Raw genomic sequence first — 11,993 nt, 5'->3', positions numbered from 1 at the left:
CTTCTACGAGCAGAGCTTCCCGATCGCCGCCTCGCTGTACGCCGACCCCCGGCTCAAGGAGCGTCACAACGAGGCGATGCGGGAGCTCGGCACCGGCCCGCACATGCCCATCCGGGGCCTGGACGCCTATCTGCGCTCCGAGCGGGCCGCCGGACGGGTACGTGTCCGCGTCCGCGTACGTGTCCGCGTCGCTGCTGATCGGGGCCTGCGCGCAGCGGGCGTTCGCCTACGAGGCCATGGCGGGCGGGGCGGCCGGAGGGGCCGCCGCCCCGGCCCGTCGCCCCTCCCGGCCGGGGAAACGCTTCTCCCCGCCTACGCCCCGACGCCGCGCAYCAGCACCCGGGCCAGGGACGCGGCGAACTCGTCGAGGGGCTGCGGGGGCTCCCCGCCCGCCATGGCCTCGTAGGCGAACGCCCGCTGCGCGCAGGCCCCGATCAGCAGCGACGCGGCCGCGTACGTGTCCGCGTCGGCCCGTACCCGTCCGGCGGCCCGCTCGGAGCGCAGATAGGCGTCCAGGCCCCGGATGGGCATGTGCGGGCCGGTGCCGAGCTCCCGCATCGCCTCGTTGTGACGCTCCTTGAGCCGGGGGTCGGCGTACAGCGAGGCGGCGATCGGGAAGCTCTGCTCGTAGAAGAGGGCGGCCTGGCGGGCGACCTCGGTGAGGTTCTCCTCGACGGTCCGCCCTCCCGCCCCCGGGGAGACCAGGAGCCGCTTCAGCAGCGGGTCCAGCCGGGGCAGCCGCTCCTTGAGCACGGTCACGAACAGCTCCTCCTTGCTCGCGAAGTGCTTGTAGAGCGCGGCCTCCGAGCAGCCGGCCGCGCGGGCGATCTCCTTGGTCGTGGCGCGGGCCAGGCCGATGGTGAGCATCAGCTGGTGGGCGGCGTCGACGATCCGGACGCGGGCCGGCTTCTGCTCCATGTGCTCTCCCGAGGGCTTGACGAGGTGGTGAGTGCCCACTCACCCTATGGGTAAGTGAATACTTACTCACCCCGGGAGGGTGCGCAATGAGGATCACGGTGTTCGGCGCGACGGGCGGTGTGGGGCAGCAGATCGTGCGCCAGGCGGTGGCGGCGGGGCACGAGGTGACGGCGGTGGTCCGCGATCCGGCGGGACTGCCCGTGCCGCTCTCCGACGTCCAGGTGTGCGCGGTGGCGCGGCTGGACGACCCGGAGGCGCTGCGCGAGGCGGTCGCGGGCCGGGACGCGGTGCTCTCCGCCCTCGGCTCGCGCACCCGGAGGGCGGACGGCGTCGCCGAACGGCTCACCGGCTCGGTGCTGGCCGCGATGGAGGCGGCGGGGACGCGGCGGCTGCTGGTGGTCAGCGCGGCCCCGGTCGGCCCCCGGCCGGCCGACGACCCGCTGCTGGACCGGCTGGTCCGCAAGGGGATCGGGGCGGTCCTGAAGGAGGTCTACGCGGACCTGACGCTGATGGAGGCCGCGCTGGCCCGCAGCGCGACGGACTGGACGTCGGTGCGGCCGCCGAAGCTGACCGACGGGCCGCGGACCGGGAGGTACCGCACGGTCGTCGGCGGCTTCCCGCGCAGCGGCCGGACGCTCTCCCGGGCCGACGTGGCGCACGCGATGCTGGCGCTGATCGACGACCCGGCGACGGTGAAGCAGGGCGTGGGAGTGGCGTACTGATCCGGCGCGGCGACGGCGCACCGGCCCCGCACCTGCGCGAGGCCCCGGGAGACAGCACGCCGGGATCGGCACGGCGGGCGGCGGGCGTGGCGGGCCCCGCCACGCCCGCGTGACAAAAGAGCCCGGTTACAGGCTCACGCCGACCGTCACGGGCTCGTTGACGAGCGTGATGCCGAACGCCTCGTGGACCCCGGCGACGACCTCGCGGGCGAGCGCGAGGAGGTCCTCGGTGGTCGCCTCGCCGCGGTTGGTGAGGGCGAGGGTGTGCTTGGTGGAGATGCGGGCCGGGCCCGTGCCGTACCCCTTGGTGAAACCGGCCCGGTCGATGAGCCAGGCCGCGGAGGTCTTGACGCGTCCCCCGTCCGCGGGGAAGGCGGGGGGCGTCACGTCGGGGCCGAGCCGGTCCTCGACCCGGGCGAGGAACGCCTCGTACGCGGCCTGTTCCAGGATCGGGTTGGTGAAGAAGGAGCCGGCCGACCAGGTGTCGTGGTCCTCGGGGTCCAGCACCATGCCCTTGCCTGCGCGGAGTCCGAGCACCGTCTCGCGGGCGGCCGCGGCGGGCACCCGGTCGCCCTGTTCGACACCCATGGCGCGGGCCGTCTCGGCGTACCGCAGCGGCGCGGACAGCCCGCCCGCGTCCTCCAGCCCGAACCGGACCCGCAGCACCACGAAGCGGTCGGGTTCGGCCTTGAAACGGCTGTGCCGGTACGAGAACGCGCAGTCGGCGTTCGGGATGGTGACCGTCTCGCCGGTGCGTCGGTCGTGGGCGACGACCTCCGTGATGGTGGAGGAGACCTCCTGCCCGTAGGCGCCGACGTTCTGGATCGGCGTCGCCCCCGCGGAGCCGGGGATGCCGGCCAGGCACTCGATGCCCGCGAGACCGGCCTCGACGGTGCGGGCCACGGCATCGCTCCAGACCTCGCCCGCGGCCAGCTCCAGGGTCGTGCCGTCCAGGGCGAAGCCCTTGGTCGCGATGCGCAGGGCGGTGCCCTCGAAGCCCTTGTCCCCGATGACCAGGTTGCTGCCGCCGCCGATGATCAGGAGCGGGGTACCGGCGTCGTCGGCCGCGCGCACGGCTTCGATCACCTCGGCGTCGGTCGTCGCCGTGATCAGGCGGGTGGCCGGGCCGCCGAGCCGGAAGGTGGTCAGGGGGGCGAGGGGGGCGTCATGGAGTTCCTGCACGGGGACAAGAGTACGGTCCAATGCCCCGCCGCTCGGGCGGGGCACCGGACCGTACGGGTGGGACCGCGATCCGGGCGGCGATTGCGCGGACCGCGTCCCTCACCTCTCGTCACGCGGTACGGCCTCAGGCGAGCTGCACCACGGCGCGGGACATGCCCAGCACCTTCTTGTCCTCGCTCGTCACCGTCAGGTCCACCCGCACCCGCCGGTCGTCCAGCAGGGCGCCGACCTTGGCGCCGACCTCGATCAGGGCGCCCCGGTCGTCGTTCGGCACGACGACCGGCTTGGTGAACCGCACCCCGTACTCGACGACCGCGCCCGGGTCGCCGGCCCAGTCCGTGACGACCCGGATCGCCTCGGCCATGGTGAACATGCCGTGCGCGATGACGTCCGGCAGGCCGACCTCACGGGCGAACTTCTCGTTCCAGTGGATCGGGTTGAAGTCGCCGGAGGCGCCCGCGTACTCCACCAGCGTCGCCCGGGTCACCGGGAAGGACTGCGCCGGCAGCTCCGTACCGACCTCGACCGACTCGTATGCGACCTTCGCCGTCATCACGCCTCCTCGGCGGCACGCGCCACCAGCTTCGTCCACGCGGTCACGACGTGCTCGCCGGACTCGTCGTGGACCTCGCCGCGGACGTCCAGGATGTCGTTGCCCGCCATGGACTTGATGGCCTCGATCGTCGAGGTGACCGTCAGCCGGTCCCCCGCCCGCACGGGGCGCACGTAGGCGAACTTCTGGTCGCCGTGCACCACACGGCTGTAGTCCAGGCCCAGCTGCGGGTCGTGGATCACCTGGCCGGCGGCCTTGAAGGTGATGGAGAAGACGAACGTCGGCGGCGCGATCACATCGCTGTGGCCGAGCGCCTTGGCGGCCTCGGGGTCGACGTACGCCGGATTCGTGTCGCCCACCGCCTCGGCGAACTCGCGGATCTTCTCCCGGCCGACCTCGTACGGCGGGGTGGGCGGATAGGTCCGCCCGACGAAGGACTGGTCGAGCGCCATGGGCTCGCTACCTCCTGGTGAAAGATGAACAGGCCGAAGTACAGCCTTCATACAACGACACGAGGCCGCCCCCTTAGGGGGCGGCCTCGTGTACGAGCCTGATTCAGCGCGTTTCGCGGTGCGCGGTGTGCGAGTTGCAGCGCGGGCAGTGCTTCTTCATCTCAAGACGGTCCGGGTTGTTGCGCCGGTTCTTCTTGGTGATGTAGTTCCGCTCCTTGCACTCCACGCAGGCCAGCGTGATCTTCGGGCGGACGTCGGTGGCAGCCACGTGAGTGCTCCTTGGACGGACGGATGGACGGATGAACGCAAAAAAGAGTAGCCGATCGAAGGACCGACCCCACAATCGGCTACCGTAAGTAGCGGTGACCGGACTTGAACCGGTGACACAGCGATTATGAGCCGCTTGCTCTACCGACTGAGCTACACCGCTTTGATGAAACAGGTCCCCCCGCCGAAGCGGGGATTCCCGATCACCAGAGCCCCAATGCGGAATCGAACCGCAGACCTTCTCCTTACCATGGAGACGCTCTACCGACTGAGCTATTGGGGCGAGCGATGAAGACATTACACGGTCATTCGCCGATCGCCCAAATCCGTATCCGGACCCCCGCCGGAGCCCTTGATCGACGCCCCGCCGATCGCCCGTCGGGCCCTCCTCGATTCCGCGGCCGGCCGGCTCCGTACCGACCCGGCAGCGCCGTGATCAGCACCTCCGTCGCCCCGCCGTGCGCAACCACCCCGGCCGTGCGCCCGCGCCCCAAGTGCCCCTGCGGCCACACCGGTACGACTATTTCGCTCCTCCTCGAACCGGACCGAACACGCCCCTAGGCTCGACTCACTCTGCGTGATCTTGTCCCCATATTTCTCAGGAGCGCGATGCCCGACAGCCAACCGCGGCAGCCGGACGACCAGCCCGCCGACGCGGCCGACGGCCCCGACCCCGCGGCCGGGACCGGCACCCTGGTGCTCTGCGGGGCCCGTCTCACCGACGGCCGCGTCGTGGACGTACGGCTCGGCGGCAGCCGCATCGAGGCCGTCGGCACCGCGGGCAGTCTGGCCACGTCCGGTCCGCGCCTGGATCTGCGCGGCTACCTGCTGCTCCCCGCCCCCGCCGAACCCCACGCCCACAGCGACACCGCGCTCACCGCCGCCGGGGCGGGCCCCGGCGGCCCCGGACCGGTGTCGCACCGCCCCGAGGACATCCGGCGCCGCGCCACCGAGGCCGCCCTGCTCCAGCTCGGCCACGGCGCGACCGCGCTGCGCTCGCACGTACGGATCGGGGACGTCCGGGGCCTCACCGCCTTCGAGGCCGTCCTGCAGGCGCGCCGCTCGCTGCGCGGGCTCGCCGATCTGACCCCGGTCGCCGTGCCCCGGCTGCTCACCGGTGTCGCGGGCGCCGACAACCTGGCCCTGCTGCGCGACGCGGTGAAGATGGGGGCCGGGGCGGTCGGCGGCTGCCCCGACCTCGATCCCGACCCCGCCGGGTACACCGAGACCGTCCTGGAGATCGCCGCCGAGCAGGACCGCCCCGTCGACCTGCACACGGACGGCGACGACCCCGCCCGGCTGGGCCGGCTCGCCGCCATGGCCGGCGGGCTGCGGCCCGGTGTCTCCATCGGCCCGTGCGCGGGCATCTCCCGGCTTCCCTCGCACGCCGCGGCCCGGATCGCCGACCAGCTGGCCGCGGCCGGTGTGACGGTGGTCTGCCTCCCGCAGGGCGGCTGCTGCGGGGTGGAGGGACCGGGCACCGCGCCGGTGCGGCTGCTGCGCGCGGCCGGGGTGCGGGTCGCGGCGGGCGGCGGGGCGCTGCGCGACATCGCGAACCCCGTGGGGCGCGGCGACCCGTTGGAGGCCGCCTACCTGCTGGCCTCGCAGTACGGGCTGCGGGCCGGCGAGGCGTACGGGGCGGTGTCCTCGGTCGCGCGGAAGGCGATGGGGCTGCCCGAGGTCAGGGTCGAGGCGGGTTTCCCGGCCGAGCTGCTCGCCGTGCGCGGGGAGGAGCTCTCCGGCGTGCTCTCGCTCGCCTACAGCCGGATCGTGGTGCACCGCGGCCGGGTGGTGGCGCGGACGAGCGCGGTGCGCGAGTACTGCGACTCGGAGGCCGTCGTCGCCCTCGACCTGCCCCGCCAGGGAAGATCCGACCCCGGCCCCTGCGGCGGGCCCTGAGCGCGGTCGGCCGGTGCGGCGTACGGTCGGGAGCATGCGCATTGTCATCGCAGGTGGACATGGTCGGATCGCGCTGCGGCTGGAGCGGTTGCTCGCCGCGCGCGGGGACGAGGCCGTGGGCGTCATCCGCAGCCCGGAGCAGGCCGGGGACCTGCGGGCGGCGGGTGCCGAGCCGGTCGTGCTGGATCTCGAATCGGCCTCCGTGGAGGAGACGGCGCAGGTGCTGCGCGGCGCCGACGCGGCGGTCTTCGCGGCCGGCGCGGGTCCGGGCAGCGGCGCGGAACGCAAGGGGACGGTGGACCGCGGGGCGGCGGTGCTGTTCGCGGACGCGGCCCAACTGGCGGGCGTACGGCGCTTTGTCGTGGTCTCGTCGATGGGCGCCGACCCCGATCATCCGGGCGACGAGGTCTTCGACGTGTACCTGCGGGCGAAGGGCGCCGCGGACGCGTACGTGCGCTCCAGGGAAGCGCTCGACTGGACGATCCTGCGCCCCGGCATGCTGACGAACGACGCGGGCACGGGGCTGGTCCTGCTGACCGCCTCGACCGGGCGCGGCCCGGTGCCGCGCGACGACGTGGCGGTGGCGCTGCTGGAGCTGCTGGACACCCCGGCGACGGCGGGGCTGACGCTGGAGCTCATCTCGGGGAGCGTGCCGGTGTCGGTCGCGGTGAAGGACATCGCGGGGAACTGACCCGGGACCGGGAGACGGCCGGGCGTCGCCGCGGCCCGTGTCCGCCGGGCCGTCCGCCCCGCGAAACGCTCCCGCGCACCGGCCCGGAAGCCCGGTCCGGCGGCCCGGTTCAGTCGCGCGGTGCCGGGCGGACCGTGATGCCGTGGCGCTCCAGCAGGGCGACGGTGACGCCGTCGCCCTCGCGGAGCGTGCCCGTGAACGTGCCGTCGTAGAGCGTTCCGCACCCGCAGGACGGGCTGCGGGGCATCAGCAGCGCCTCCGTGCAGCCGGCCCGGCGCGCGGCCTCCAGGGCGCGTTCGGCGCCGTCCACGAACTGCGCCGTCACGTCGTGCCCGGTGTCGTCGACGACGCGGGCTCGGCCGTCGAGCACGTCGTGGCCGTCGCCGCCGACGATCTCCGCGGGGCGGCGCGGGGTGGGCAGTCCGGCGGCGACCTCGGGGCAGAAGGCGACGGGGCGGCGCCCGGCGAGCGTCTCGGCCACCGCTCCGGACGCCCTGCCCCGGCCGTCGTAGCGACAGGGCACACCGCGCAGGCAGGCACTGACCAGTACGGGTTCCATGTCCACGCCCTTCGTGGTCCGCCCCTTCGCGGGGGCTCGCGGGGAAACGAAGAAGGCCCCTGTCCTGGGACAGGGGCCTTGTTCCGTGGCGGCGCCAGGATTCGAACCTGGGAAGGCGAAGCCGGCAGATTTACAGTCTGCTCCCTTTGGCCACTCGGGCACACCGCCGGGAATTGCTGCTGTGAGAACCGTTTTTCGCGGTGCTCCCTGGCAACGACGTAAACGATACCTGATGCCCGGGGGTGCTACGCCACCGGATTGATCAGCGGTCCGATCGGGCGCGGGTGGCTAGGCTTTGACCGGCGGGGCCGGGCGGACAGGCCCGCCGCCGCCTGTTTGTGCATCCCGTTTCCAGCACCCCCGATACAAGGAGCCACACGTCATGGCCGACTCCAGTTTCGACATCGTCTCGAAGGTCGAGCGGCAGGAGGTCGACAACGCCCTCAACCAGGCCTCCAAGGAGATCTCGCAGCGCTACGACTTCAAGGGCACCGACGCCTCGATCTCCTGGTCCGGCGAGAAGATCCTGATGCAGGCGAACGGCGAGGAGCGGGTCAAGGCGATCCTCGACATCTTCCAGTCCAAGCTGATCAAGCGCGGCATCTCGCTGAAGTCCCTGGACGCCGGTGAGCCGCAGCTGTCCGGCAAGGAGTACAAGATCTTCGCCACGATCGAGGAGGGCATCTCCCAGGAGAACGCCAAGAAGGTCGCGAAGGCCATCCGCGACGAGGGCCCGAAGGGCGTCAAGGCGCAGGTCCAGGGCGACGAGCTGCGGGTCAGCTCGAAGAGCCGGGACGACCTGCAGGCCGTGCAGGCGCTGCTGAAGGGCAAGGACTTCGACTTCGCGATCCAGTTCGTGAACTACCGCTAGTCCGCCAGTCCGCGCGGTCGCTCGGGGTGGAGCCGTGGACGGCTCCACCCGCCTCCCTCCGGGGCGCGATGTCCGAATACCGCCGGTCCCGGCGCGGCGGGCGACGCAGACTGGTGCGTGCCGGAGGGCGGCCGGGTCGAACGGCGCCCCGGCCGGGCTCCGGCCCGAGGGCGGAAAGAGGGACGAGCCATGACCATGTACGCGACGGTCGACAGCCCGCTGGGCGAACTGCTGCTGGTCGGCGAGGAGACCGCGGACGGCGGGATCGCGCTCGCCTCGCTCTCGCTGCCCGGCCAGAAGGGCGCGGCGGTCGTCGGGGACGGCTGGGTCCACGCGCCGGACGCCTTCGCCGACGTGGCCGCGCAGCTGCGCGAGTACTTCGAGGGGCGGCTGACCCGCTTCGACATCGTGTACGCGGACGGCGCGGGCACCGACTTCCAGCGCCGGGTGTGGGCCGCGCTGGACACCGTCCCGTACGGGGAGACGGTGTCGTACGGGCAGATCGCCGAGCGGGTCGGCGCCTCCGGCGCGGGTGTCCGGGCCGTGGGGACGGCGATCGGGCGCAATCCGCTGCTGGTGGTCCGGCCCTGCCACCGGGTGATCGGCGCCGACGGGGCGCTGCGGGGCTACGCGGCGGGCGTGGAGCGCAAGGAGCGACTCCTGGGGCTGGAAGGCGCCCTGGCGGTGCGCTGAGGTGTCCGGGCTCTTCCCGCGTCCGCGGACCGTCGTCGCGCCGGGGGCCGTGCACGTGCCGGAGTGGCTCCCGCCGGAACGTTGCCGGGAGCTGGTGGCGGCCTGCCGGGAGTGGGCGCGCGGTCCGGTGCCGCTGCGGCGTCCGGTGCTGCCGGGCGGCGGGGTGATGTCGGTGCGGACGGTCTGTGTGGGCCGGCACTGGCAGCCGTACCGGTATTCGCGCACGGCCGACGACGTGAACGGCGCGCGGGTGGCCGAGTTCCCCGACTGGCTGGCGGAGCTGGGCCGGGAGGCGCTGGTGGCGGCGTACGGGGACGGGAGCCCCGTGGGGACGTACGCGCCGGACGCCGCGATCATCAACTTCTACGACGGTTCGGCGCGCATGGGCATGCACCAGGACAGGGACGAGCGGTCGGGTGCCCCGGTGGTGTCGCTCAGCATCGGCGACACCTGCGTCTTCCGCTTCGGGAACACGGAGAACCGCGCGCGGCCCTACCGGGACGTGGAGTTGGCCTCCGGCGACCTGTTCGTCTTCGGCGGACCGTCGCGTTTCGCGTTCCACGGCGTGCCGAAGGTCTTTCCGGGGACGGGCGGTCCCGAGTCGGGGATGGCGCGCGGCCGGCTCAATCTGACCCTGCGCGAGACCGGTCCGGCCTGATCCCGGACCGCGCCGTGCCGGGCCGGACCGGGCGTGGTGATCTTGGGGTCGTACGGTCGTGGCAACCGTACGGCCCCCGGGTGCGTCTTGCCCCGGACGCCGTCTCGTCGCGGCGTGCGGGCCCGGGACCGATACTGACGATGCACAGCGACGACGGGCAACACCCGTGGAAGGCGAGTGACCATGAAGCTCCTGCAGCTGATCCTGAACATCCTGTGGGTGGTGTTCTGCGGATTCTGGATGGCCCTCGGGTACCTGCTCGCCGCGATCATCTGCTTCGTGCTGATCGTGACGATCCCGTTCGGCATCGCGTCCCTGCGCATCGCGGGCTACGTGCTGTGGCCGTTCGGGCGGACGACCGTGGAGCGGCCCGACGCGGGTGCGCCCTCCTGCGTCGGCAACGTGATCTGGCTCGTCTTCGCCGGATGGTGGCTGGCGCTGGGGCACCTGCTCACCAGCATCCCGCTGTTCGTGTCGATCATCGGCATCCCCTTCGGCTGGGCGAACCTGAAGCTGATCCCCATCTCGCTCATGCCGCTGGGCCGTGAGGTGGTCCCGAGCGACGAGCCCTTCGGGGCCCGGTAGGACTTCCCCCCACCGCCCGTGACGGTGTTCGGCCGCTGCCCCCGGGGGCAGCGGCCGAACACCGTCACGGGCGGTGGCCCGCCATCTGTTCCAGTCTGGCGATCCGTTCCGCCATCGGCGGGTGGGTCGAGAACAGCTTGGACATGCCCTGTCCGGGCCGGAACGGGTTCGCGATCATCATGTGGCTCGCGGTCTCGATCCGCGGCTCGGGGGGCAGCGGAAGCCGTTTCGTGCCCGCGTCGAGCTTGCGGAGGGCGCCGGCCAGGGCGAGCGGGTCGCCGGTCAGCTGGGCCCCGGAGGCGTCCGCCTCGTACTCGCGGGAGCGGCTGACGGCGAGCTGGATGACGGAGGCGGCGATCGGGCCGAGGATCATGATCAGCAGCGTGCCGAGGAAGCCGGGGCCCTCGTTGTCGTTGGACCGGCCCGCCGGGATCAGCCAGGCGAAGTTGACCAGGAACATGACGACGGAGGCCAGCGCCCCGGCGACGGACGAGATCAGGATGTCGCGGTTGTAGACGTGGCTCAGCTCGTGGCCGAGCACCCCGCGCAGCTCCCGCTCGTCCAGGATCTGCAGGATGCCCTCGGTGCAGCAGACCGCCGCGTTGCGCGGGTTGCGGCCGGTGGCGAAGGCGTTGGGTGCCTGCGTCGGGGAGATGTAGAGCCGGGGCATGGGCTGCCGGGCGGCCGTGGAGAGCTCCCGGACCATGCGGTAGAGCTGCGGGGCCTCGAACTCGCTGACGGGCCGGGCCCGCATGGCCCTGAGCGCCAGCTTGTCGCTGTTCCAGTACGCGTAGGCGTTGGTGCCGACGGCCACGAGGACCGCGACGATCAGGCCCGTACGCCCGAAGAAGCTTCCGATGACGATGATGAGGGCGGACAGGCCCCCGAGGAGTACGGCGGTTCTCAGCCCGTTGTGCCGGCGGTGCACGGTACGCCCTCCAAGTGGTGCGGCAGGGGAACCCTTTGCTCGGTGGTCTCCACTCCCCCAGTGGAGCCTCCCGTACAGGTCAACGCCAGGCGGGAGGAGCTGGTTCCCCGGCCCGCACCGCCGCGGGGCGGGGCCGGTCCGGCGTTCATGGGCCGGAGAGGGCGCTGGGCCGTACGGGTCACCGGCCGCGCGTACGCCCTCCGGCACCGGACGCCCGGGGGCCGTCCCGGTGCCGGAGGGGGTGTCTCAGCGCTGGGCGGGGAGCCCGGCGGTCGCGAGGGCCTCGGGGTCCGGCGTGACCTCGCTGGTGCAGTGGGCGCAGCGGGAGGCGATGGCTGGGATCTCGGTGTAGCAGCGGGGGCAGTCGCGCAGGGCGGCCTTGATGTCGACCTTCTCCTCCGCCTTGGTGAAGCGGCTCTGGACCTTCGCCATGGGGACGACGACGCCGAAGTAGAGCACTGCCGCGGTGATCAGGAACGCGATGGCGGCGGCGAGGAACTTCCCGTACGGGAAGATGGCGCCCTCGACCGAGAACTGCGCCGAGCTGAAGTCGCCGACGGACCCGGTGGCGAGGCCGATCAGCGGGGTGATGAAGGCCGTGCTGAATCCGGTGACCACTGCGGTGAACGCCGCTCCGACGGCCAGACCGATGGCCATGGAGATGATGTTTCCGCGCAGGATGAAGTCCTTGAACCCGTTCAGCACTGCTCTCGCTCCTCTTGGAATGGCTCTGGTGGGGGGATGTGCGGGCAAGACCATGCCCTGTATGAGCCTTTCCGGGCAAACCGATCTTCGGTAAGTCGGAAGAGTCGGGTGCGTCGGGAGGGCGTCAGAAGAGACTGACGGCGGCGAACCTGAGAACGGTCTGCGGGGCGCCGGAGAGCACGATGCCGGCCACGGCATCGTGCTCGGGCGGGTGAGGGGCGGGGCGGTCCGCGGACAGCGGGGACGGCATCTCGTACTCCGATACAGGCGCGGCGCTACCAGGTCTGAATGGGCTACCAGGTCTGAATGG

Annotated in this window: 16 protein-coding genes, 3 tRNA genes and 1 pseudogene; 8 read left to right on the top strand and 12 right to left on the bottom strand. The window is 72.5% G+C overall.

Annotated features, from left to right (window positions below; translation table 11 throughout):
• Positions 1-248, top strand: a pseudogene (locus EAO76_RS46675) (TetR/AcrR family transcriptional regulator); the annotation flags it as partial.
• 64 nt (positions 249-312) lie between these two features.
• On the opposite strand, the gene EAO76_RS27775 reads toward EAO76_RS46675, so the two are convergent.
• Positions 313-918: a TetR/AcrR family transcriptional regulator gene (locus tag EAO76_RS27775; protein WP_148838683.1), complete on the bottom strand. Its 606-nt coding sequence runs from the start codon at positions 916-918 to the stop codon at positions 313-315.
• An 86-nt stretch (positions 919-1,004) separates the two neighbouring features.
• Between EAO76_RS27775 and EAO76_RS27770 the strand changes: the two genes are divergently transcribed.
• Positions 1,005-1,640, top strand: a complete 636-nt coding sequence (locus EAO76_RS27770; protein ID WP_148838682.1) for an NAD(P)-dependent oxidoreductase — start codon at positions 1,005-1,007, stop codon at positions 1,638-1,640.
• Between the two features lie 126 nt (positions 1,641-1,766).
• Here the strand turns inward: EAO76_RS27770 and EAO76_RS27765 are convergent, their stop codons facing one another.
• The 6 genes from EAO76_RS27765 to EAO76_RS27740 all read right to left on the bottom strand — a co-directional run bounded on the left by EAO76_RS27765 (position 1,767) and on the right by EAO76_RS27740 (position 4,377).
• Positions 1,767-2,822 carry a UDP-N-acetylmuramate dehydrogenase gene (locus tag EAO76_RS27765; RefSeq protein ID WP_148838681.1) on the bottom strand — a complete coding sequence of 352 codons (1,056 nt, stop codon included), beginning with the start codon at positions 2,820-2,822 and terminating at the stop codon, positions 1,767-1,769.
• 124 nt (positions 2,823-2,946) lie between these two features.
• Positions 2,947-3,375, bottom strand: a complete 429-nt coding sequence (locus EAO76_RS27760; RefSeq protein ID WP_148838680.1) for a MaoC family dehydratase — start codon at positions 3,373-3,375, stop codon at positions 2,947-2,949.
• Positions 3,375-3,827, bottom strand: coding sequence for a MaoC family dehydratase N-terminal domain-containing protein (locus EAO76_RS27755; RefSeq protein ID WP_148838679.1), 453 nt, complete (start codon positions 3,825-3,827; stop codon positions 3,375-3,377). The genes EAO76_RS27760 and EAO76_RS27755 overlap by 1 nt, the downstream gene beginning before the upstream one ends.
• A 103-nt stretch (positions 3,828-3,930) precedes the next feature.
• Positions 3,931-4,095: a 50S ribosomal protein L33 gene (rpmG, locus tag EAO76_RS27750; RefSeq protein WP_003956487.1), complete on the bottom strand. Its 165-nt coding sequence runs from the start codon at positions 4,093-4,095 to the stop codon at positions 3,931-3,933.
• A gap of 89 nt (positions 4,096-4,184) precedes the next feature.
• Positions 4,185-4,257, bottom strand: a tRNA-Met gene (locus EAO76_RS27745).
• Between the two features lie 47 nt (positions 4,258-4,304).
• Positions 4,305-4,377 (bottom strand) — tRNA-Thr (locus tag EAO76_RS27740).
• Positions 4,378-4,703: 326 nt separating this feature from the next.
• On the opposite strand from EAO76_RS27740, the gene EAO76_RS27735 reads away from it, so the two are divergent.
• The gene (locus tag EAO76_RS27735) at positions 4,704-5,993 is read left to right on the top strand and encodes an amidohydrolase family protein (RefSeq protein ID WP_148838678.1); all 1,290 of its coding nucleotides are present in this window, start codon (positions 4,704-4,706) and stop codon (positions 5,991-5,993) included.
• A 34-nt stretch (positions 5,994-6,027) separates the two neighbouring features.
• Positions 6,028-6,684, top strand: a complete 657-nt coding sequence (locus tag EAO76_RS27730) for an SDR family oxidoreductase (protein WP_148838677.1) — start codon at positions 6,028-6,030, stop codon at positions 6,682-6,684.
• Positions 6,685-6,793: 109 nt separating this feature from the next.
• On the opposite strand, the gene EAO76_RS27725 is transcribed toward EAO76_RS27730, so the two are convergent.
• Both EAO76_RS27725 and EAO76_RS27720 read right to left on the bottom strand, forming a co-directional pair.
• Positions 6,794-7,243, bottom strand: a complete 450-nt coding sequence (locus EAO76_RS27725) for a DUF523 domain-containing protein (RefSeq protein ID WP_148838676.1) — start codon at positions 7,241-7,243, stop codon at positions 6,794-6,796.
• 86 nt (positions 7,244-7,329) lie between these two features.
• Positions 7,330-7,411 (bottom strand) — tRNA-Tyr (locus EAO76_RS27720).
• A 214-nt stretch (positions 7,412-7,625) separates the two neighbouring features.
• On the opposite strand from EAO76_RS27720, the gene EAO76_RS27715 reads away from it, so the two are divergent.
• From EAO76_RS27715 to EAO76_RS27700, 4 genes are all read left to right on the top strand, one after another.
• Positions 7,626-8,114, top strand: a complete 489-nt coding sequence (locus EAO76_RS27715; protein WP_148838675.1) for a YajQ family cyclic di-GMP-binding protein — start codon at positions 7,626-7,628, stop codon at positions 8,112-8,114.
• A gap of 189 nt (positions 8,115-8,303) precedes the next feature.
• The gene (locus EAO76_RS27710; RefSeq protein WP_148838674.1) at positions 8,304-8,807 is read left to right on the top strand and encodes a methylated-DNA--[protein]-cysteine S-methyltransferase; all 504 of its coding nucleotides are present in this window, start codon (positions 8,304-8,306) and stop codon (positions 8,805-8,807) included.
• A gap of 1 nt (position 8,808) precedes the next feature.
• A complete protein-coding gene (locus EAO76_RS27705; protein ID WP_148838673.1) occupies positions 8,809-9,465 on the top strand; it encodes an alpha-ketoglutarate-dependent dioxygenase AlkB in 657 nt (218 codons plus the stop codon).
• Between the two features lie 183 nt (positions 9,466-9,648).
• On the top strand, positions 9,649-10,050 hold the full coding sequence (locus tag EAO76_RS27700; protein WP_148838672.1) for a YccF domain-containing protein: 402 nt from the start codon (positions 9,649-9,651) through the stop codon (positions 10,048-10,050).
• Positions 10,051-10,114: 64 nt separating this feature from the next.
• Here EAO76_RS27700 and htpX read toward each other — a convergent pair whose 3' ends face one another.
• The 3 genes from htpX to EAO76_RS46670 all read right to left on the bottom strand — a co-directional run bounded on the left by htpX (position 10,115) and on the right by EAO76_RS46670 (position 11,933).
• Positions 10,115-10,978 carry a zinc metalloprotease HtpX gene (gene htpX, locus EAO76_RS27695; protein ID WP_148838671.1) on the bottom strand — a complete coding sequence of 288 codons (864 nt, stop codon included), beginning with the start codon at positions 10,976-10,978 and terminating at the stop codon, positions 10,115-10,117.
• Positions 10,979-11,224: 246 nt separating this feature from the next.
• Complete coding sequence (gene mscL, locus EAO76_RS44850; RefSeq protein ID WP_187438817.1) at positions 11,225-11,683, bottom strand: large conductance mechanosensitive channel protein MscL; 459 nt, start codon at positions 11,681-11,683, stop codon at positions 11,225-11,227.
• Between the two features lie 124 nt (positions 11,684-11,807).
• Entirely contained in the window at positions 11,808-11,933 is a 126-nt protein-coding gene (locus EAO76_RS46670; protein ID WP_262375795.1) for a hypothetical protein, read from the bottom strand.
• Positions 11,934-11,993: the final 60 nt, after the last annotated feature.

The sequence above is a fragment of the Streptomyces sp. sk2.1 genome (assembly GCF_008120935.1).
In the GTDB taxonomy this organism is placed as follows: Bacteria; Actinomycetota; Actinomycetes; order Streptomycetales; family Streptomycetaceae; genus Streptomyces.
The sequence above is the reverse complement of the archived record's forward strand: the minus strand, read 5'-3'. Positions and strand labels throughout refer to the sequence as shown.

Excerpts from the sequence above, each read along its gene's own strand:
- EAO76_RS27770 (WP_148838682.1), top strand. The coding sequence starts at position 1,005 with ATGAGGATCACGGTGTTCGGCGCGACGGGCGGTGTGGGGCAGCAGATC.
- EAO76_RS27760 (WP_148838680.1), bottom strand. The coding sequence starts at position 3,375 with ATGACGGCGAAGGTCGCATACGAGTCGGTCGAGGTCGGTACGGAGCTG.
- EAO76_RS27725 (WP_148838676.1), bottom strand. The coding sequence starts at position 7,243 with ATGGAACCCGTACTGGTCAGTGCCTGCCTGCGCGGTGTGCCCTGTCGC.
- EAO76_RS27715 (WP_148838675.1), top strand. The coding sequence starts at position 7,626 with ATGGCCGACTCCAGTTTCGACATCGTCTCGAAGGTCGAGCGGCAGGAG.
- EAO76_RS27755 (WP_148838679.1), bottom strand. The coding sequence starts at position 3,827 with ATGGCGCTCGACCAGTCCTTCGTCGGGCGGACCTATCCGCCCACCCCG.
- EAO76_RS27700 (WP_148838672.1), top strand. The coding sequence starts at position 9,649 with ATGAAGCTCCTGCAGCTGATCCTGAACATCCTGTGGGTGGTGTTCTGC.
- EAO76_RS46670 (WP_262375795.1), bottom strand. The coding sequence starts at position 11,933 with ATGCCGTCCCCGCTGTCCGCGGACCGCCCCGCCCCTCACCCGCCCGAG.
- EAO76_RS27730 (WP_148838677.1), top strand. The coding sequence starts at position 6,028 with ATGCGCATTGTCATCGCAGGTGGACATGGTCGGATCGCGCTGCGGCTG.
- EAO76_RS27735 (WP_148838678.1), top strand. The coding sequence starts at position 4,704 with ATGCCCGACAGCCAACCGCGGCAGCCGGACGACCAGCCCGCCGACGCG.
- EAO76_RS27710 (WP_148838674.1), top strand. The coding sequence starts at position 8,304 with ATGACCATGTACGCGACGGTCGACAGCCCGCTGGGCGAACTGCTGCTG.